The organism is Micromonospora echinospora (assembly GCF_900091495.1).
Taxonomy (GTDB): domain Bacteria; phylum Actinomycetota; class Actinomycetes; order Mycobacteriales; family Micromonosporaceae; genus Micromonospora; species Micromonospora echinospora.
Genome location: NZ_LT607413.1, coordinates 962,902 through 983,659 on the forward strand (window position 1 = coordinate 962,902; position 20,758 = coordinate 983,659).

General features: G+C 73.8%; 14 protein-coding genes. 3 read left to right on the top strand and 11 right to left on the bottom strand.

The genetic code is table 11. The annotated features are described in order from the left end of the window. Positions 1-352 precede the first annotated feature (352 nt). Both GA0070618_RS04355 and GA0070618_RS35125 read right to left on the bottom strand, forming a co-directional pair. Positions 353-1,627, bottom strand: coding sequence for a hypothetical protein (locus GA0070618_RS04355; RefSeq protein WP_231931601.1), 1,275 nt, complete (start codon positions 1,625-1,627; stop codon positions 353-355). 255 nt (positions 1,628-1,882) lie between these two features. Further along, positions 1,883-3,295: a family 16 glycosylhydrolase gene (locus GA0070618_RS35125; RefSeq protein WP_143740226.1), complete on the bottom strand. Its 1,413-nt coding sequence runs from the start codon at positions 3,293-3,295 to the stop codon at positions 1,883-1,885. Between the two features lie 508 nt (positions 3,296-3,803). Here GA0070618_RS35125 and GA0070618_RS04365 point away from each other — a divergent pair. Continuing rightward, positions 3,804-4,517 carry a hypothetical protein gene (locus GA0070618_RS04365; RefSeq protein WP_088980478.1) on the top strand — a complete coding sequence of 238 codons (714 nt, stop codon included), beginning with the start codon at positions 3,804-3,806 and terminating at the stop codon, positions 4,515-4,517. Between the two features lie 68 nt (positions 4,518-4,585). On the opposite strand, the gene GA0070618_RS04370 is transcribed toward GA0070618_RS04365, so the two are convergent. After that, entirely contained in the window at positions 4,586-5,506 is a 921-nt protein-coding gene (locus tag GA0070618_RS04370) for an S-4TM family putative pore-forming effector (RefSeq protein ID WP_143740227.1), read from the bottom strand. Positions 5,507-5,763: 257 nt separating this feature from the next. Here GA0070618_RS04370 and GA0070618_RS04375 point away from each other — a divergent pair, with 257 nt between their 5' ends. Then, positions 5,764-8,097: a hypothetical protein gene (locus tag GA0070618_RS04375; protein WP_157748913.1), complete on the top strand. Its 2,334-nt coding sequence runs from the start codon at positions 5,764-5,766 to the stop codon at positions 8,095-8,097. A 5-nt stretch (positions 8,098-8,102) separates the two neighbouring features. Here GA0070618_RS04375 and GA0070618_RS04380 read toward each other — a convergent pair whose 3' ends face one another. Together GA0070618_RS04380 and GA0070618_RS04385 are read right to left on the bottom strand one after the other, a co-directional pair. Beyond that, the gene (locus tag GA0070618_RS04380; protein ID WP_088980481.1) at positions 8,103-8,615 is read right to left on the bottom strand and encodes a hypothetical protein; all 513 of its coding nucleotides are present in this window, start codon (positions 8,613-8,615) and stop codon (positions 8,103-8,105) included. A 255-nt stretch (positions 8,616-8,870) separates the two neighbouring features. Next, positions 8,871-9,497, bottom strand: coding sequence for a helix-turn-helix transcriptional regulator (locus tag GA0070618_RS04385; protein WP_088980482.1), 627 nt, complete (start codon positions 9,495-9,497; stop codon positions 8,871-8,873). A 352-nt stretch (positions 9,498-9,849) separates the two neighbouring features. Between GA0070618_RS04385 and GA0070618_RS35130 the strand changes: the two genes are divergently transcribed. Next, a complete protein-coding gene (locus tag GA0070618_RS35130; protein ID WP_170107807.1) occupies positions 9,850-13,395 on the top strand; it encodes a BTAD domain-containing putative transcriptional regulator in 3,546 nt (1,181 codons plus the stop codon). 134 nt (positions 13,396-13,529) lie between these two features. Here the strand turns inward: GA0070618_RS35130 and GA0070618_RS04395 are convergent, their stop codons facing one another. From GA0070618_RS04395 to GA0070618_RS04420, 6 genes are all read right to left on the bottom strand, one after another. Beyond that, the gene (locus GA0070618_RS04395) at positions 13,530-14,279 is read right to left on the bottom strand and encodes a hypothetical protein (RefSeq protein WP_088980484.1); all 750 of its coding nucleotides are present in this window, start codon (positions 14,277-14,279) and stop codon (positions 13,530-13,532) included. A gap of 13 nt (positions 14,280-14,292) precedes the next feature. Further along, positions 14,293-15,705 (bottom strand): hypothetical protein, encoded by a 1,413-nt coding sequence (locus GA0070618_RS04400; protein ID WP_088980485.1) that lies wholly within the window; start codon positions 15,703-15,705, stop codon positions 14,293-14,295. Between the two features lie 92 nt (positions 15,706-15,797). Next, a complete protein-coding gene (locus GA0070618_RS04405) occupies positions 15,798-17,849 on the bottom strand; it encodes a zinc ribbon domain-containing protein (RefSeq protein ID WP_088980486.1) in 2,052 nt (683 codons plus the stop codon). Continuing rightward, positions 17,846-18,382 (bottom strand): phage tail protein, encoded by a 537-nt coding sequence (locus GA0070618_RS04410; RefSeq protein WP_088980487.1) that lies wholly within the window; start codon positions 18,380-18,382, stop codon positions 17,846-17,848. Before GA0070618_RS04410 ends, GA0070618_RS04405 begins: the two co-directional genes overlap by 4 nt. Continuing rightward, positions 18,382-20,322, bottom strand: coding sequence for a putative baseplate assembly protein (locus tag GA0070618_RS04415; protein ID WP_088980488.1), 1,941 nt, complete (start codon positions 20,320-20,322; stop codon positions 18,382-18,384). The genes GA0070618_RS04410 and GA0070618_RS04415 overlap by 1 nt, the downstream gene beginning before the upstream one ends. Further along, positions 20,322-20,750, bottom strand: a complete 429-nt coding sequence (locus GA0070618_RS04420; protein ID WP_088980489.1) for a GPW/gp25 family protein — start codon at positions 20,748-20,750, stop codon at positions 20,322-20,324. The genes GA0070618_RS04415 and GA0070618_RS04420 overlap by 1 nt, the downstream gene beginning before the upstream one ends. Between the last annotated feature and the right edge of the window lie 8 nt (positions 20,751-20,758).

Here is a 20,758-nt window from a genome sequence, read left to right on the forward strand (position 1 = left end):
CGGCCGCACCGGTACGGGCACCGCGCGAACGGTGCGGAGGTAGGTCAACGCCACGGGCGTCCTTCCTGGACGGTACGGACTTCTCGGTCGGCCCGGACTCCCGGGAACGCGGAGCGACGGCACGAGCACCGGACGCGCTCACCCGGCGTCCACCTTCGGATCCGCGTGTCGAGCCCGGCCGGCAGCCGGTGCTGCTCCGGTCCCGTCCGCGCCCCGGGTGACCCGACGTTCCGGCCACCGCTTGCGGACACGGCGAAACCGCGACCAAGCGGTGAAACAGTAGAGGAATACTCGCGATCGCGGTAGGGACGATCAGACGATTGCTCGCATTGTGGAGGTTTGACCGCCGGCCCTACCGCAGCCGCACGGCCAGCAGGTCCAACAGGGCCGGGTGCAGCTTCGGGCTCCAACCCCCGCCGCCCGCAGCCAGTTCGGCCGTCCGTAGCCAGAGCTCGATGAGATAAGCATCACCCACCAGCCGGCGACGGACGGCGTCCAGTCCGACATCCGACCCCTGCCGGTCGAGCAGGCCCCGCATCTGCTCCGCCGCCTCGGCGGCGGGCCGCCCACCCAGCGACAACGCGGTCTGGAAGCCCTGGTGCGCGAGGTCGAAGCCGACCGGCCGGTCGGTGCCGCCGTTCTCCCAGTCCCAGGCGATCAGGCGGCCCCGGTGGGTGCCGAGGTTCCACGGCACCCAGTCGCCGTGCCAGTCGCCGAACTCCAGGGTCACCTCGCCGTCCCGGTCCGCCAGCGCGGCCACGGCGTCCCGGACCGGCCCACCCGCCACCTCCGCCCGCGCGGTCAGGTCGGCCAGGAACGGTGAGCCGCGCAGCGGCCGGGCCGGGTTGGGCGCGCCACCGCGCCGGGCCACCGCCAGCATCGCGGCGGTCCGGGGCTCCTCCGGGCGGCGCAGGCCACGCACCCCGGCCGGCATCGGTTCGACCACGGTCACCGCGAGGTCGCCCCAGCCCACCTCGCCCAGCAGCCGGGGCGCGTCGGGCAGGTCACCGCCGTCGCGCGGCAGGCCACGCAGGGCCGCCGCCTCGGCCCGGACCATGGACCGGGTGGCGTCGTTCCAGCCGATCTTCGCGTACCCCCGGGGGCGTCCCCGGTCGTCGAAGAGCTGGAGGGTCGGCTTGTGGTGCGGATCGGGCGGACGGATGCCGATCGCGGCGTGCAGCCGTCCACCGAGCACATTGGCCAGGTGGTCCACCAGGAGCACCTCGGCCGGGTCCACCCCGGCCGGCACCGAGACGGTCAGCACGGGCATACCCGCCGCCCCGGTGGCCCCCACGCCGGCCAGCAGGCCGACGGCGAGCCGGTTGAGCCGCACCCGGGGCGGACGCAGGGCGTTGTACGCCCACGTCGAGGCCGCCCCGACCCGCCGCGAGGCGAGGGGCAGGAGGAACCGGGCGCGCTCCACCGACGGCACCACCGCGTACCGCACGGTCACCGCCCCGGCCGCGTCCCGCCGGGTGGCGGCCGGCTGCTCCCTAGAGACCGACAACCGCAGCCGGGAATCCGGGAAGACCGCCCGGGTGACCCAGCCGATGCCGTCCTGGCGCTCCCTGGGGTCGCCGTCCCGCCGCTCCGCCACCACCGTGCCGCCCCCTGTCCGCGCCCGCACCCGCACGCCCGCGCGAACACGATAGGTGACGCCCCGCCCGCCCCGCACACGCGTCCGGCCGGGGCTGAGGGCCGCCGGGGCGGCCGGGGTTGCCGGGTTGGTAGCAGGGGTCCCCTGTTACCGCATTTTGATGAGGAGGGGTCCCCTGCTACCACCGTGGGAGGGCACGCCGAGCCGACCGCTGGCCTGGACCGGGGACCAGGCAGCCGAAAACCGGGCGGCCGGAGACCGGCCGCCCGGGGGCGGAGACGACGACTAGCGCTGCCAGACGCGGATGTAGTCGACCCGGAAGTCGGCCGGGAACACCGTGCTCCCGTCCGGGTCGCCGAGCCAGCCGCCGACCTGGAAGTTCAGCCGGAGGTTGTACGGCTTGTGGAACACCTCGTCGAACCAGGGCGTGGTGGCGCGGTTGCGCTCGTACACCTTGCGGCCGTCGATGTACCAGCGGATCGCGTCCGGCTCCCACTCCGTGGTGTACGTGTGGAACCCGTCGCCGGGGTACCCGTCGTTCGGGAAGGTCCACCGCTGGTCCTGCTTGGTCGGGGTGTAGTCGTAGAAGATGGCCTGGGTGGCGGCCCGGTAGTACTGGTTGCCGCCGGGTAGTTCGACCACGTCGATCTCGCCCCGGCCGCCGTCCTCCGGACGCAGCCAGAACGCCGGCCAGAGCCCCCGCGAGTCGTTCGGACCGTTGGGCGACTCGGCCCGCATCTCGAACCGTCCGTACGTCCACGAGTGGCGACCGATGGTGTCCAGGTAACTCTGGGTGTACTGCCGGGTCTGCGAGCTGCACTGCGCGGTCTGGCGCTTCGCGCGCAGGGTCAGCACGCCGCCGGAGACGAAGGTGTTCTCCGGGCTGTCGACGTTGCAGCCCTTGTCGATGTCACGCGCCTCACCGGTGCGCAGGTTCCACTTGGCACGGTTCACCGAGTCGCCGTTGAACTCGTCGTTCCAGACCATCCGCCAGCCGGGCACCTGGCCGGGCGGGGCCTGCGTCGGGCTCGGCGAGGGGCGGCTCGGGGTGGCCGACGGGGTGGGTTTCACCGTGGTCGGGGCCGGCGTCGGCTTGACGGGCGTCCGGCTCGGGGACGGCTTCGGCGCGGTCGTCGTCCGGGAGGGTGTCGGAGCCGGCCGGGTCCCGCCGCCCTTGTAGGTCACCACCAGCTCGGGACGGATCTGGGGGCGGGAGTTGTCGCGGGAGGCCCAGTAGATCCGGGTGTGGTGGCTCTGCTGGGTCAACGCGAACGTGTAGGAGCCGTTGCCGGTGACCGCCCGGCTGACGTCCCACTCGTTGTGCCCCCGGTCGACCTCGTTGACGCCGTCCAACGCCGGCCCGAGGGAGGGCCGCACGTCCCAGTCACCGGGGAAGGTGGCCGCGCCGTCGGCGAAGTGGGCGAAGACCCGGGCCCGGAACGGCTCCCAGGCGTGCACCCGCAGGGTCGCCTGGATGTCCCGGGCGCCGACCGGAATCGCGGTCACGTCGAACTGCAACAGCGCGTCACGTCGGCCGTTCGGGTTCCGGTCGCACAGCCGGGGGCAGCTCGCCAACGTCGTCTTGACGCTGTTGTCGCCGTCCTGGACCACCTGCGACGCGGTGGTGTCCGCGACCGCGCCCATGGTGACCGACGTGTTCTCGTCGGCGAAGAGCGGCAGCACGGACACGGCCAGCATCACCGTCGTCCCCGCGGCCACCAGCGCGATCGCTGAGCCTCGTCGTAGCATCAGACTCCCCGGTGACAGGTCGGACACCGATCCCTCGATGACCAAAAGTAGTTGCACGCTAACGATGTGGCCCACAATTGGCCAGGTCCGAAGGACAACTTAACCCGTCCCTAAGGACCGGCGGGCCGGGCCAGCCGGTCGGACGGAGCCAGGTGACCGATGGTCCGAACGGAAACCGGTCGGCCGGTGCGGCCGTCCCGACCGAACCGGTGCCGCATCCGTCCAGTTGGGACGGCCGGTGGTTCTCGACACGGGCGCGGACGGGTAGCCGCGCGGCCGACGCCGCAGGCGCGCGCGGAAACGCGATCAACGACACATCTTCTTCGATGTCCTGACAGTGTCGACAAGCGGCCGGAGCAGCCTTCCGGGGCCCGGGACCGCGGTCGAATGTCCCTGGCGGCGGACGGGATTCCACCCGCACGGAACCGCCCGATCGACCAACCACCGAGGAGGGCACGTGCACGACATCGGAAACATGGTCACGGAGGCCGGTCGCGGCACCGGGCGGCGCTGGCTGGCGGGGGTGCTCGCGGCGGTGGCGCTGCTGGCGGGCCTGCTGACCGTCGGCTCACCGGCGCAGGCGGTGGACCTGCCCTGGGGGCCGTACACCTGCGCGACCGGCTACGTGTGGCGGGAGGCGGTGCCGGGTGACCAGGTCTGCGTGACCCCGCAGACGCGGTCCGACACCCAGACCGAGAACGCCCTGGGCCCGTCGCGCCGGGAGTCCAACGGCTTCTGCAAGGTGGGATTCGTGTGGCGTGAGACGCGCCCCTCCGACCTCGTCTGCGTGTTCCCGTCCAGCCGGGACCGGGCGTACAGCGACAACGCGAACGCGCCGTGGCGGCTGGCCGACCCGGGTGCGACGCCGCGCGGCGGGGTCTCCGTCTCCACCACATACCACCAGCTCGGCGGTTACCTGTACGCCACCGGCAGCGGCCTCTCCGCCAACCGGCCGGTGCGGTTCTACGCGGTCCGGATCAACACGGTGGGCCCGTACTCGCTCGGGTCGCTGACCGCGAACGCCAGCGGCGTCATCTCCGGCTGGCAGTACGTCGCGGACATCCGTTGCCGCAGCGGGCAGACCCAACCGGCGATCATCGTCGTCCTCGACCAGGGCTCGGGCGTCGTCACCACCGGCGGCACCACGGACGCCTTCCGCCACTGCGGCTGACCCGGCGCACCGGTCCCGGCGCGGAACCCCGCGCCGGGACCGACGTCGTCTCCGCCGGCCGGCGCGGCTCAGTCGAGGCCGGACGGGCGGTGACGGGTACCAAGGACGTCGACGAAGCGGGTCATCGCCACCTGGAAGTCCACCCGGTCGGCGGCGTGGAACCGGCGGAAGAACCAGTCGGGCACGCGGGCCTGCCCGCGGCGGCTGTGGAAGATCAGATCCTGGATCTGCCGGGCCAGGACGAGCAGGTCCGACGGTGCGGTGGGCTCGGACGACGCCGCCGGCGCGAGGTGGGCCCGGAGGACGGCGAGGGCCCGGGTGCGGTCCACCGCGACGTCCCGCTGGGTGCGGTACACCTCCAGGCCGACCATGAGCCCGCCAAGCGAGGGCACGAACCACTGGAGCAGCAGCTCGGCCACGGTCATTCCGGAGGTCACCCCGAACACCACGCCCAGCACCGACCAGAGCACCACACCGCCGAGGACGGTGTGCGCGTACCGCAGCCGAATCCGGGAACCCCAGCCGAGGTTCTGCTGCTGGCAGGCGAGAACGTCGTACGGGGCCGGCAGCGGGGGGATCTCGTAGTAGTCCCGCAGGTACTGCTCGTCCCTCCGGAAGGCACGCTCCAGCCGGCTGACCTCGTGGGCGTCGATCCGGTCACCGGCGGCTACCGGGTTCCACGGCAGCCCGAACAGGTCCACGTCGAACATCTCCTGGAGGACCGCCGCCTGTCGGAGCTGCCCCCGCGACCACGCACCGAGGCCGAGGGCGTTGGCGACGGCCCAGAGCGCGCCGGCCACCGTCACCACCGTGCCGGGAGCCGCCGTGACCGCGACCACCGCCCCGGCCACCCCGAGCGCCGCCGACACGGCCATCCGGAGGTTGTCGAGACGCTGTGCACGGGAGTGGCAGACCGACATGGCCCGTAATAGGGCCATCATCCGAGGTTGGTTCTGGCGGCTGAGCAGGGACTCGGCGCGTTCGGTCACGTCACTCTCCCGGGCCGGGGCCCCGAGCGTATATCCAGTGCGCTAGATGTAACAGAGAGCGCGACGAAGACGCTGTTTGGGTGACCGTTTCTGTTATTTCCAGATAGGTAGCAACACTACGAGTAGGTGAACTACCAATTGTCCGGGGGATCGAGTAGCGTTTCTGCCGCGCGGGACTCCCCCGAGCACCACCTCTCGGACGACCCGCCCGGGTCGTCCCGCTCTCCATCCCCTGTGGGCAGGCCCGAATGACCGGCATGGGCGACGACGTGGTCGACCCCCTACACCAGCGGACGCCGTCCGAGCTGCTCCGGTCGGAGCTGCAGAAGCTGGCGGCGACCCGGAACGCCACCTTCCATCTGCTGGACGGTCGGCCGGCCCGGCGGAGCCACACGGATGCTGAGATCCACTACGGCACGTACACCGATCACAACCTGCACCCGCCACGGACCAGGAAGCTGCTGCTCAAGGTACTGCCGGCGGGCGCGAGGTCCCGGGAGCCGGGGCGGCACCGTCGGGCCCTCGGTGCGAACCGGGAGTTCGCGCGGGAACATCTGGTCGGCCAGCCCCTCGACCCGGTCCGGCTCTCTGACGGCCGATGGGTCCTGTTCTTCGAGGTGGCGAACGGCGGAGACCGGCTGTGGAGCCTGGACGAGTTGGCCGGGCAGGACCTGCTCGACACGTTCCGGGCGGTGGTCGCGGCCCTGCTGCACGGCTGGAACGGCGCAGGTCCGGCCGACGGGCAACGCGGCCTACCGGTCGACTCGGTCCCCGTGAGGACCTACCTCCGGCGGGAGCTGGCCGCTACCGACGCGCAGACGGAGATCTACGAGGCGGTACGCGAGTTCGGGTTCCCCGTCACCTCCGACGAGCCGTGGACCGTCGACCACTGGCGACGGGAGCCGAACCCGCTCCGGCTGCTCGACGCCCCGTACGGGGATGTGGAGACCTGGTACTGCTACGGCTTGACTCACGGCGACCTGCACGGCGGAAACGTGGTGGGTCCCCGGGACGGCTTCGGCAAACCGCTGCCCGGGGCGTTCCGCCTGATCGACCTGGACGGCTTCGAGGAGGCCGCCCCGCTGAGTCGGGACCTGGTCTGTCTGCTGCTCACCACCGTGCTCAGGTTCGTTCCCGACCTCGAGCCCGCCGAGTCGGACGCCCTGATGGAGTACCTGATCCACCCGGACCGGCCCTGCCCGCCGAACCTGCGGGGGCCGGTGGTCGACCTGGTCCGGATCGTCCGTGAGGAGAGCCTGCGCTACAGCTCCCCGGACTGGGTCAGTGAATTGCGGACGCAGACACGTCTTTCGTTGGTCGGCTGGGCTCTCGTCTGCGCCACTTACCAGAACCTCGGCCCGCGCCGCCGCCGATGGTGCCTCGTGCTGGCAGCCCGCGCCTCGGCAGCGTTCGAGCAGGATCTACCGACCGACGGTGGCCGGTCGGCGGGCGGCAGCGGCTCGCTGGAGCCGCCTCGCGTCGGCCCCCCGGGTGGGGCCGGCGGGCGGCCGGGCTGGGCGAGCACCACGCCGGTCCCCGCCGGCAGTCAGGGCGGGGTCGGTCTCGCCGAACGGCCGCCCCCGGGGCGGCACCGGGCCCAGGATCCTCCGGTCGGGTGGACCGGCAGGACCCGGTTCCACACGGTCGACGCGCCGCTCGGCCGGGGCCACCGGCTGCTCCAGATCTACCCGCCGGCGCGCGAGGTCCCCTACCAGCGCCGGCCGGTGGACGCGATGGTGGACGAGCCGGGGCAGGAAGGCCGTCGCTGGAGCCCTCTCACCCGGTGCCTGACCGCCGGTGCCGCGCTGGTGGTGACGCTCGCCGCCACCGTGGGAGTGGCGCACCATCTGGGAGCGTCGAGCGGCTCCCCGCGCCCGGGCACGGAGCGGGGCGCCGCGGGCAGCGGACGGGGCCCGGTCGACCCGACCGCGCCGCAGCAACTGATGGACCTCGCCCTGCGCGCCGCCCGGGTGGCGGACGAACCGGAGAAGGGTCGCTACGCGTACTTCTGCCTGCGGATCTGGGCGTTGGACCGGGACGAGCGGACGCTGCGCCAGGACCACTACCGCGACGAACAGTTCTGGATCGCCGCCGACGCCTCGGTCCGGCAGTCCGCTGTCGACGTCGTCGCCGGACGGCGGATGCCGGCGACCACGTCCATGTTCTCGCCGGGGGCCAGCACGGTGATGAACCCGGTGCCCGCCGAGGACCCGGACGTCCTGCGTCGTCAGCTTCGTGAGCTGGTGGACCAGCGACCGCACGAGCGGAGCGCGGCGGCCGCCGCCCTCGACTGGGTTCTGCACTTCCACCGGTACCACCTGCTCACGCCCGGTCAACGCGCCGCCCTGCTCGCGCAGCTCGCCGACACCGCCGCCCTGGTGTACCAGGGTGACTACACCGACTGGAACGGCCGGCACGGGGCCGCGGTGAGCGCACCGGACGGCACCGACGGGCAGGTCACCGCGACCTTCGACCGGCAGACCGGCCGACTGCTCAGCCACGAGAGGATCAGGGGCGACGCGGTGACCAGCTACACCTCACTGCGCACGTCGGGGCGGACCGACGTCGTCAGTCAGGCGGGCTGTGCCTGACCGGTTCAGCAGCGCCGGTACACGTAGTTCGCCCAGTCCCGATACGGACCGGCGTCACCGACGACGCGGTTCTGGACGCTGACACTGAACAGCGACATGTTGTGGTACTGGAAGGTGACCGAACCCGAGGCCAGGCTGTAGTGCGCCGAGGCCGCGCGGTACTGCCAGCCCCAGTTGGCGAGGTTCTGCTTTCCGCAGGAGGAGAGGCGACCCCGGGGGTAGCCGTAGTAGGGCCACTCGTAGAAGCAGAACCAACCCGACGGGCAGTCCGCGCCGTAGGTCCCGACCGGACGGCGCAGGGTGACGACGAACGCGCCGCCGTCGTAGCTGATCTCGTTGGCGTTGATCGGCGTGCCGCCCGGGTGCCGCGCCAGGTAGCTGCGCATCTCCTGGTCGAGTGCGACCGGTCCGGGTCCGCCCCGCTCCGGTCCGGCCGACACGGGTGGGGCGGGCAGCAGGGCCAGCACCCCACCGAGGAAGGCGGTGAACAGCGTACGGAGCGGGCGGGAACCGGCCATTCGACACCTCACGACGTGACACGCGGGGACGGGCGGATGACCGGACGGCTCGTCGCGTCGCCGGTCCGGGGGCCGGTCGCGCCGGCCACCCGCCCCCCCGAGCATAGGAAGGCGACCTTCCTGATCGACAGATCGGCGAGTGTCGAAATATTTACCGAGGACTATTCGATTGATCAGCGGAATCGTACGGGTGGATCTCGCGTGGAAATTGCGTGTCCCGGTATGTGCCGCACCGGGACACGGATCGCGCCCGGATCAAATCAGGCCCTCCCGGACGGCGTACGCCACGGCGTGGGTGCGGTTGCGGAGCTGGAACCGGGTGGTGATGTCGTGCAGCACGTTCTTGACGGTGCGCTCGGAGTAGCTGAGCCGGGTCGCCACCTCCCGGGTGTCCATCCCGTCGGCGACCAGGCGCAGCACCTGGCTCTCCCGGTGGGTCAGCCCGTTGAACTCGATGCCGCGCGGGGCGAGCACCGTCTGCTGCAACCGGGTCACCTGCTTGACCAGCCGACCGAGCACCTCCGGGGGCATCGCCGCCCCACCGGAGGCGGTGCTGACGACGAGCTGCGCGAGCCGGTGGCTGGTCGCCTCGGCGCGCGAGGCGAGCGCCCGTACCCCCAGCTCGACGGCGGGGATCAGGGCCGTGTCGGACTCGACCGCGGCGACCAGCACGAAGCGCCGGCAGCCCAGCCGGCGGACGGCCCGGATCAGGTCCAGCGCGTCCTGGTCGAGGGTGTCGGCGGCGACCACTCCGACGGTGTCGGCGGTGATCCGTGCCTCGGGGACGACCTCGATCTCCATCCGGCCCCGGAGGGCGGCGGTGATGCCGGCGGTCGAGATCGGGTCGGGGGTACGGATGTGGGCCTGCGTACGTCCGGTCATGACAGTTCCTTGCCTCGGGAGGTCGGGCCGTCTGCGGTCCGGCCCGGTCCCAAACGGTAGATAGGGCGGGTGGCCGGCCACTGGCACCGCACTGGACGCTCCCCCATCGACGGTTCTGCCCGGTCCGACCGGCGTCGAGCTGCCCGGTTGCCTGTTGGGGCAACGACACGCCGGAGGGGCACCGGCAGATACCGGCAGAACCGCTGCCCGTCCGGGCCGGTCACGGCGGGCCTGATCGGTCGACGATCCACTGTCGTCCGTCGCAGACAAGAGGGATCATGGTTACCGGTCCGGCATGATCACGTGCCGGTGCCGACAACCGGTAGGTCGCGGGGTCGGACGGGGAGCCGGGATGATGGCGGACAACGGCGCCGAGTTGAGACTCCGGCGGTTGCGGGCCGGGCTGACCCAGGAGGAGTTGGCCCGCCGGGCGGGGATCAGCGTCCGCGCGGTACGGGACATCGAGCAGGGCCGGGTCCGTGCGCCCCGGCCGGAGTCGCTGCGCCGGATCGCCGAGGCCATCGGGCTGCCCGACGGTCCTCCGCCGGCCGCCGGAGAGCCGCCCGGCCGGACGGCGGACCCGCACATCGGGGTGCTCGGTCCGCTCAGCATCCGGTCCGGCGTCCAGCCGGTCGCCCTGGGCTCGGGACGACAACGGATGCTGCTCGGCCTGCTCGCCCTGCACCCGGACACCACCGTCTCCCGGCAGGAGATCGTCGACGTCCTCTGGGGACACGACCCGCCGGACAGCTGCCTGAACCTGGTGCACACCTATGTGGCGCGGCTCCGGCGGGCACTCGCCCGCCCCGGCGGCGGAACGGGCGGCAGTGGAACGGGCGGCGGCGCGGCGGGTGGTGGCGGCACCACGATCGTCCACTCCGGTGGCGGCTACCAGCTCTGGGTCGGGCCGGGTCAGCTCGACCTGACCCGGTTCACCACCCTGATCGGCCGGGCCGAGGGCAGCGTCGCCGGTGACCTGAACAGCCTGGACCGGCTCGCCGAGGCGCTGGCCCTGTGGCGGGGGCCGGTGCTGGTCGACCTCGGGCCCGGCGTGGCCCAGCATCCGACCGCCACCGCCCTGAACCGCCGCCGCATCGCGACCGCGGTCACCTACGCCACGCTCGCCGTCGAGCTGGGTCTGCCGGACCGGGCGGTCCGCGAGCTGAGCGCGGTGGCCGGTCACGAGCCGCTGCACGAGCAGGTGCACGCCCGGCTGATGCTCGCCCTCGCCGCCTGCGGTCAGCAGGCCCGGGCGCTGGCCCTGCACCGGAAGCTGCGGGACCGCCTCGCCGACCAGCTCGGGGTGGAGCCCGGACCGGAGCTGCGCGAGGCGCAGTTGCGCATCCTCCGGCAGGACCTGCCGGTGATCGGGGCACGCCCGCCGGCGCCACCCCGTCCGGCCGAGCCGGCCCCACCCGGGCTGCCCGGTCACCGACCGCCGGCCCAGCTGCCGGCCGACGTCGCCCACTTCACCGGTCGGAGCAGCCAGATGGCCGCGCTCGACGCCCTGCTGGAGGCGTCGACCGGCGGCAGCGGACCGGTCGTCGTCGCGACGATCACCGGGATGGCCGGGGTGGGCAAGACCGCCCTGGCCGTGCACTGGGCGCACCGGGTCCGGCCGCACTTCCCGGACGGCCAGCTCTACGTCAACCTGCGGGGCTACGCGACGGCCAGTCCGGTCCGCGAGGGCGAGGCGCTCGCCGGGTTCCTGCACGCGCTGGGCGTGGCGGCCGAGCAGATCCCGGTCGACTCCGGGCAGGCCGCCGCCCTGCTGCGGACCCTGCTGGACGGCCGCCGGATGCTGCTGGTGCTGGACAACGCGGCCAGCGCCGACCAGGTCCGTCCCCTGCTGCCCGGCACCCCCGGCTGCATGGCGCTGGTCACCAGCCGGGACCGGCTCAGCGGGCTGGTCGCGGTCGACGGGGCCCGTCGCATCGCGCTGGACGTGCTCACCGGGGCCGAGGCCAGCGCCCTGCTCACCCGGATCATCCCGGCCGACCAGGTGGCCGCCGCACCGGCCGAGATCGCCGAACTGGCGGAGGTGTGCGCCCGGTTGCCCTTGGCGCTGCGCATCGCCGCCGCCGACCTGATCGACCATCCGGGTCGGCCGATCAGCGCGCACACCGCCCAGCTCAGCGCCGGCAACCAGCTCGCCGGCCTGCGGGTGGAGGGGGACGACCAGGCCGCCGTCCGGGCGGCCTTCGACCTGTCGTACGCGGCGCTGCCCGCGTCGGCCCGCCGGCTCTTCCGGCTGCTCGGGCCGGCCCCCGGGGCGGACGTGACGGTGCCGGCCGCCGCGGCCCTCGCCGCGCTGGACGAGGTCACCGCCGCGCGGGAACTGGACCGGCTCGCCGCCGCGCACCTGGTGCAGCAGCCCCGCCCCGGCCGGTACACCTTCCACGACCTGCTGCGGATCTACGCCGTCGAGCGGTCCACCGCCGAGGACCCGGCGCCCGAGCGGGCCGCCGCCAACCGCCGGCTCTACGCCTGGTGCCGGCAGCGGGCCGAGGCCGCCGCGGCGACGATCTACCCGCAGATGGTGCGCCTGCCGCCGGACGGGGACGACCGGCAGGTGGCCGGATTTCCCTCGTCGGAGGCGGCGATGGCCTGGCTGGAGGCGGAGCGGACCAACCTGGTCCGGGTCGTCGCGCACGCCGCCGACCAGGGTGCCGATCCGGCCGCGTGGCGGATCCCCGACGCGCTGCGCGGGTACTACCAGTTCCGTCCGCACAACGACGGTTTCCTGGCCGCCTCGCACGCGCTGCGCGCCGCGCAGGCCGCCGGGGACGAGGCGGGCGAGGCGGCGAGCCGGCTCGGGCTGGCCAGCCTGCACCTGCGGCGCAGCGAGTACCGGGTGGGGTTGGAGCACGCCACGGCGATGATCGACGCGGCGACCCGGGCGGGTTGGCCCGAGGGGCTGGCGGCGGCGTACGGCACGTGCGGGTTGATGCACCTGCGCGCCGGACGGCTGGCCCAGGCCGCCGACCTGACCCGACGGGCGGTGGAGATCCACGAGCGACTCGGCGGCGCGGAGCGGCTGAGCACCAGCCTCGGCAACCTCGGAGTGATCTACCGGGACATGGGGCGGCTGCGCGCCGCCGAGGAGGTGTTCCGCCAGGGGCTGGTGCTGACCCGGCGGACCGGCACCCGGATGAACACCGGCATCAGTCTGAGCAACCTCGGCGACGTGGAGCACGCCCTCGGCCGGTACGACCAGGCCCTGGCCCACCTCGGGGAGGCGCTGGAGGTCAGCCGGGAGAGCGGCTACCGCCCCACCGAGGTGGAGAGCCTTCGGCGGCTGGCCGCCCTGCACGTGCACGCGGGCGACCTGTCCCGGGCGGCCGAACTGGCCGACGCGGCGCTGGCCCTGGCCGAGCTGGTCGGCGACCCGTCCCAGCAGGCCGCGGCCCGCAACGTGCTGGGTGCGGTGCACCTGCGGCGGGGCGACGGCGACGCGGCGGTGACCGAGCACCGGCTGGCCCTGGCGCTGGCCCGGGCCAGCGGCACCCACGGCGAGCGGGCGGAGGCGTTGATCGGGCTGGCCGAGGTGCACCGGCGGACCGACGTGGACCAGGCGCTGACCCTGGCCGGCCAGGCGTGGGAGGTGGCTCGGGCCGCCGGGTACCGGGTCTGGGAGGGGCACGCCCTGGTCGCCCGGGCCGAGGCGCAGTGCGACCGGGATCCGGTGACGGCCGCGCGCACGGCCCGGGCGGCGCTGGCGACACACCAGGAGACCGGCCACCTGCTCGGCCGGTTGCGCAGCCTGCGGCTGCTCGCCCGGATCGGTCCGGCCGCCGGGCTCACCGTGACGGAGCAGACGGCGTACCGGCAGGAGGTCGACCGGCTCGACGGGTTCGGCCGGTGGCGCGACGCCGGCCGGCCGCCCGGCGTCGGATGACGCGGAGCGGCCGGCGGCGGGACGACGTGGGGCACCCTCCGGCGTCGGATCACGTCAGACGGCCGGCACGGAGCCGGCGCGGTGGGTCCGGTGGGCGGCGGCGGGCCGACGAGCGCGGACCGCCGCCACCCCGATCAGACCAGCTCGAACTCCCGGGCCAGGTACTGGAACTTCTCGACGGTGAGCACGGTCGCGAGGATCTTCTCGTCCTCCTCCGAGAGGTCGTCCGCCTCGTCGTCGAGCACCTTGGCGAGGACCTGCCGGGCGACGTCCGGGTCGATGTCGCTCAGCGGTTCCTGCTGCGCGATGTCCGGCTCGTCGGCGGTGACCGCCTCCGGGTCGTACTCCGCCCCCGTCGGGTGGGGTCCGACGGCCGGTTCGTGCCCGGTGCCGTTGCCCTGCTCCGCCCACTGCTCCTGGCCGGTCCACTGGTCGGACCCGGTCCACTGGTCGTGCTCGACCCACTGGTCCTGGCCGGTCCACTGGTCCTGCGACGACCACTGGTCCTGCTCGTCGTAGGACTGTTCGTCGGACTCCTCGTCCTGGTAGGCGGCGGTGGTCCAGGTCTGCACCACCGAGTCGACCAGGCGCGCCATGTCGGTCGCCGGCTCGCCCATCTCGTCGACGGCGAAGATCTCGACCGGCGGCAGGGAACTGGCGTACTGGTAGACGGCGTTGTAGAAGTCGGCCAGCCAGGCGTTGTTCTGGTACCAGTCCAGGTCGCCCCACTTCTCGCCGAGCAGGCTGGGCAGTTGCTCCCAGCTCGTTCCCGGTTGCTCGGCGAGGATCCGGGCGGCGCTCACCGCCGTCCAGTTCAGGTACGAGTACGCGTCCGCCAGACTCGCCGGGCCGGTGGGGTCGAAGGTCTCCGGGTAGTTGCTCATCACGGCTCCCCTGTCAGCTCGTCACGGTGAAGTACTTGTTGCTGTCCTCGTCGAGCAGGCGCAGCACCGGGTTGCCGGACTGGTCGATGCCGAGCCGGAAGTCGCCGTGGTTGTCGTGCGACTGGGACTTGCCCACCGACCCCGCGTGCTGGGCCCGCCAGTTGATCCGCACCTGGGCCCCGACCTGTCCGTTGACCTCCTCGATCCGGGCGCCGAAGCGCAGCGTCGACGTCTCGTGGAAGCGGTTCTTGATCGCCTTGATGTCGTACTTGGTTCCGTCCTCGCCGACCACGAGCGGGTCACCCGCGACGGTGTCCAGCACGGTGAGCGACACGTCCCGGAAGCTGCTGTACCGCACGCCGTTCTGCTGGACCACCTGCCGGTTGCCGGCCTGGTCCGGGTCGGTGAAGTAGGAGACCAGCGTGTAGCGGAGCAGCAGCAGGACCCTGATCTTGGTGCGGACCTGGGTGGCCAGCACCCCACCGTTGCGGATGTACTCCAGCCGCACCGCGCCCTGCCGGCCGTTCGGGTCCGCGCGGGCCACCACGCCGTTGACGTTGGCGCTGTCGACGGTGAGGGTGTCCGGGCCGTTGAGCTGGTCGAACCCGATCACCCGCAGGTTGGCGTGCTCGTGGGCGGCGAGCGCATTCGCGTCCTGCCCGGCGCTGCGGACGATCTTTGTGGCGGTGAGCAGGGACACCCGGCCGGTCGGGGCGCTGGCCGCGCCGATCCGGCTGGGCCGGTCGTGCACCCGCCCGCTCAGCGGCGTGATCCGGAAGTGCTTCTCGGTCCGCCCCTCACCCGGAGCGATCTCCAGCAGGCCGTTGCTGTGCACCAGGAACGCGCCGACGTCGTTGTGGTTCAGCGCGAGCGTGGCCCCCATGACGGTCTTGGCCTGGTGCTGCACCCGGTAGTTGATCCGGAAGTGCGGCAGTCCGGCGGTGACCGGCATGGTGTCGAAGACGAGGCTGCCGACCTCGTTGAACTTGTTGAACGGGTTCCGGCCCCGGCCGGTGGCCATCAGCGAGACGCTCAGCCCCGAGATGCCCCACATCGGGTAGTCGGCGAGCGCGTTCAGATGGCGGGTCTTCAGGTCCTGACCGGCCTTGGGCACGTAGTCGAAGGTGGTGAACCGCACCAGCAGTTCCACGCAGACCCGCTTCCTGTCCGTCACCCCGACCTTGCCCCGGCGGAGGTAACGCAGCCAGTAGACATGGTCCACGGACTGGCTGCCCCGCACCATGACGACCTGCTTGTCCCCGAGGGGGTTCGGCGATGCCAGCATCTCCAGCGGCATCTCCTTCTCGAAGCGGGCGTCGTTGAAGCCGGTGACCTGGAACAGTCCTTCGGTGAGCCCCCGCGCCTGGCCGGTGATGAACCCGGTCAGGCCGGCGGTGGTGTTCAGGACGACAGCTGCCTCTGCCACGGACGTACCTCCGTCTCAGGTGGACCGCCGGACGGGTGACCGACGGTGGTGGTAGTGGTGGCGCGGGCGGGCCGCGCCGCCGGGGAGCGAGGTCACTCCCGGGCGAAGAACTCCAGTTCGCTGACGGCCACGTCGGTGCCCTTCTCGGCCCGGTAGACGTCGGTGACCTGGATCTGCACGCTGGTCACACCCTCGGCGGCGGTCAGCGTGAGGGTCTGCGGTTCGCCGGTGTCCTGCACCGTCAACGTGTCGGAACGGTTGGTGGACCAGACCAGGTGCAGCTTCGCCGGCCGGTGCGAGGCGGTGTAGTTCTCCGCCGTGCCGGCGATGACGATGAGCCGTTCCAGGTCGACCTTCTCGCCGAAGCGCAGGGTCACCGTGGGCGGCCGTTCGGCGTCCCAGCGCACCTGCCAGTGCGTGTTGCGGTACTGGTCGACGGTGAGATCCGGGCCCTGGTCGCGAACCGACTCGCTGCCGGTCACCTCCACCGGCCGGACCGCCACGAACCGGGGGTTGAGCTTCCGGTCGACCCAGGCGCGGGCGTCTCGCACCGGCGGCACCACCACCGCGTTGACCCGCTCCCGCAGCGGCGGATAGATCAGGTACGCGATGCCGAGGGCGAAGAGCAGCACTGCGGCGACCGCGTTCGCCCGCTGGTAGATGCTCTGGAGCACACCGCCGGCACCACCCGAGGCGCCCCCGCCCGGCGTGCCCGGACGCACGCCCGCCTCGGTGACCTTCGGGCCGCGTCGCGGCAGCAGCCGTTGCCACCAGCGACGGCGGACCACCTCGGCGGTCCGCAGCGAGTCACCGCAGCGGCTACAGAACCGACGGGTCGGCGGGTTGCCCTCGCCGCACTCGCCACAGACCAGGTCGCCCGGTTGCAGCCGGCGGGTGGACGCGCGCCGCCCGGTGGTGACCGTACGGGGTCGGACCGGCTGCGGCGTCACCTCCTCCGGCTCGGCGTCGCCCCGCCCACCGGTCCGGAGGCGGCCGGACGTCCGGCCGCTGGTCGTCCGGTCCACCGGGTCGGTGGACGCGGCGTCCGTGGCGACCAGCGCACGGCTGTGCGGCGCGGCCAGCGCCTCCCGGCGGCGGGACGGCGGGGACGACACCGGATCCGCGTCCTCCGCCGGGTCGACGACGGCGACCGCGCCGTGGCCCTTCTCCGGCGCGGCCGTCGCGCCCTCGGACACGCTGTCCTCGGCCGGGGCGGTCGACTCCGGGTCGACGGGTCCGGGCGGGGATGTCGTGGACCGGGCCGGTGCCACGGTGCCGAGCGGGGAACGGGGACCGGGCGGGCGTTCCGCCACGGTGGGCAGCCGGGCGTTGGTCACGCCGGGCGGTGGCGGCGGCAACCGGCGTACCGAAGCCGCCGGAGCCGCCCCCGGTGCGCCCGGACGTGTCCCGGGCGGTCCGGACCGGACCCCCGGCGCGGCGGGTGACCCCGGCGGACCCGGGCGGGTGCCGGGCGGCGCGGTCCGGGGCGGCACGGCCTCCGTCCCGGGCGGGCCCGACCGGGGACCGGGCCGGGTTCCGGGCGGACCACCCGTTCCCGGCGGACCGGTACGGGGCAGCGGCCCGGGGCCGACACCGGGCGGGGACGGACGGCTGGCACCGGGCGGGGACGGACGGCCGACGCCGGGCGGCGACGAGGCTCCATCGCCGGGCGGACGTCCGACACCGGGCGGGGACGGGCGCCCGGTGCCGGGCGGACCTGCCACGCCCGGAGGCAGCGGACGCGCGGTGCCGGGCGGACCTGCCACGCCGGGCGGCGACGGACGTCCGGTGCCAGGCGGGCCGGGACGCGGGGAGGCCGGACCGCCGGTGCCGGGCGGGCCGAGCCTCGGGCCGCCCGGAGCCGACCCCAGCCCGGGTCGGGCTCCCGGCCCCCGGGCCGAGCCGTCCGAGACCCGGATCACCCCGGTGTCGACGGCGGTCCCGCCCGGGGGCGGCGCGATCACCCCGGCGATGCGCTGCAACAGGGTCGGCCGGTGCCGGACCTCCTGCTCCGCCTCCTCGACCGCCTCGACGTCGATCTTCGGCGTGGTCTTCTCGCCGGTCCACTCCAGGAAGCTCCCGCAGGAGCCGCAGAACGTGTCGGCGTCCCCGTTGTGGTTGCCGCACTCACGACAGACGATCACGGCCCGAGCACCTCCAGGGTCGTCGCGACATGGGCCGGCACGGCGGCGCGGATCAGCTCCGCCAGGGCGTGCCGGGACACCCCGTCGGGCTCGGGCGTCCGCACGCGGACGTGCAGCCCGGCCGGCGGCACCGCCGTGGTGGGCGGCTGCGGGCTGGTCGACCAGGAGACCCCGGCCGAGTCCACCACCTCCACCTCGCCGCCGGTGGCCAGTTCCAGCAGCGTGCGGAGCCCGGTCACGGTGCCGCGCAGCCGGTGGGTGGCCACGGCGGCGGCGACCATCGCACGCTGCCGCTCCAGCGGCCAGTTCTCGTCGAGGTGCGCGCCGACCCACTCGCCGAGCCAGAGCAGGAAGTCCGGCGGCGTCAGCCACGGGTCGAGGTACGCGTCCAGGCAGTCCAGGGTGGACACCACCGGGGCGAGCACCTCGTCGAGGCCCTCGGTCCAGCGCACCAGCAGGTCGTCCTCCTGCAACAGGGCGGGCAGGAAACCGGCGATCGGGTACGGCATCCGCACCTCGGTCAGACCGCGCATCAGTGCTCCTCCACCCGCAGTTGGTGCTCGAAGGAGAAGACGAGGCTGTCCGGCTCCAGGTCGATGCGGCCCGCCTCCGCGCCCCGCTCCCCGGTCACCGGGTTGGCGCCGAACAGCCGCAGGTCCTCCACCAGCTCCACGCCCCGCACCCGTTGCAGCACCGCGAAGAGCTCACCGGCCTGCACCGGACGGCCGAAGGGCCACCCCCGCCCGTCCGGGCCGCCGCCGGTCAGCGGGCTGAGGAAGCCGTACAGGGCGGCGAGCCCCTCCTCGCGGATCCGGTCGACCCGGACCCGGGGCCGGGCCACCACCCGGGCCACCACGGTCACCCCCCGGTACCGGGGCGGCTCGACGACCACCCGGGTGCCGATCAGCCGGGTCTCGTCCAGTCGCGCGGCCACCCGGGCGAGGCTCGCCTCGGCCGGGATCAGGTCCTCCAACCGCAGCCGGCCCCGCTCGGCGGGGGCCGCCGGCACCACCAGGATCCGGGCCACCGGTGGCCCGTCGCCGGCGCTGGGCACACAGCGCACCCGGGCCAGTTCCGGAGCGGCCTCGCGGGCCAGCACCTCGTGGTCCTCGGCGGTCACCGCCCGGTCCCGGCTGCGCAGCGTCAACGGGCCCCGGCGACGCGCCTCGTCCAGGGTCTCCCCGTCCACCCCGCCGCCGGCCGGGTGGCGGTTCTCCACCCCGGCGACGTACGGGACGCTGGTGCGCAGCGCGCGGACCGCGCCCGCGCCGACGTTGCCCCGGCTGCCACCGCCGACGGCGTAGCGGCGCAGCCGCAGCCGGGCGCCCCGGGGCGGTACGGCGCCGTGCCGGCGCAGCGTGCCGTCGCTCTGGCGGACGGCCGGGCCGAGCACCACCTCGCCGGTCACCCCATCGAGCAGGAAGTGCGGGTCGTCCGGTCCACTGGCGGCGAAGTGGTCGACCGGGGTCCAGGACTGCCAGCCGTCCTCGGAGCTGACCTCCAGCACCGGATCGCCGAGGCCGACCAGCACCGGCCGGCGGGACAGCGGGAACCGCTGGCCGGGCACCCCCTCCGAGTCGCCGATCTCCTCGTCGTCGACCAGGTCCGCGTGGACCGCCTCGGTGGTGCCGCCCACCGTGTTGGCGGCCAGCCCGAGGATCACCGGCGAGGCACGGTAGCCGGGCTGCCCCTCCTCCGGCGGCACGACCCGGGCCCGCAGCCAACCGGCGAGCGTGCCGTCGACCAGGGTGGCCTGGTGCCCCTCGGGCACGTGCAGCAGGATCGCCCCCGGCCGGTTGAGCGCGCCGGTCTCGTCGAGGCTGACCTCGCACCCGTGCCAGCCGTCCGCGCCGCGCGCCTCCCAGCGCAGTGGCGGGTGCAGCGGGTTCACCCCGACCCCGTCGACCCGGCCCTCGAACTCCAGCCGCACCGCGCAGCCGCCGACCGCCCGGTCCAGGCCGACCAGCAGTTCGTCTCCGGGCTGCGGGACGGCGGAGAACGCGACCACCGGGCCGCCCAGCTCCAGCGCGGCGGTCTGGTCGCTGATCCCGTCGGCGGTGCGCACCCGCAGGTGGGTCAGGGCGCAGGGTGGCACGGTCAGGTCGTCCAGCGTGGTGAAGACCAGCGGCTCGTCGCCGTCGGCGGCGGTGACCGCCTGGGTGCCGGCCGGGACGACCTGGGTGGCGCGGGCCGGCGTGGAGAGCCAGAACGTCAGCGTGGTCCGGGCCGGGGTGGGCGGCACCAGGCGTACCCCGATCAGTTCCAGGAACTTCACGTAGAGCCGGTCGGGCACCCGGTTGAGCCGGTAGATGAGCTGGTCGGTCAGGGACGCGAACGTCTCGATCAGGGTCACCCCGGGGTCGGCCGGGTGCAGGTCCGTCCACTCCGGACAGCGGTCGGCGATCAACTGCCGGGCGTCGGAGACCAGGTCGTCGTAGCCGCGGTCGTCGAGCGCGGGGGCGGGCAGCGCCATCAGCCGGACACCTCCGCGCCGCCGGGGACGTCGTCACCGGGCAGGGTCCGCAGGTCCAGGTGGAGGCTGCGCGGTTCGTCGGTGCCGCGTACCCGGTAGCGGACCTCGATGTGCAGCAGCCCGCCGCCGCCGGACGGGTCGTCGGTCACCGCGACCTCGGCTATCTCGGCCCGGGGCTCCCAGCGTTCGAGCGCGGTACGGACCTCCGCCTCGACCGCCCGCCGGGTCTGCGTGGTGGTCGGCTCGAAGACGAAGTCGCGCAGCCGGGAGCCGAACTCCGGCCGCATCGGGCGTTCCCCCGGGTAGGTCGCCAGGATCACGCACATCGCCTGCTCCAGCAGGGCGGTCCCGCTGACCGTGGCGAGCCCGCCGTGGGGTTGGACGCGCAGGGGGAAGGCACACCCGGTGCCGATGACGTCGGTCTGCATGGCACTCC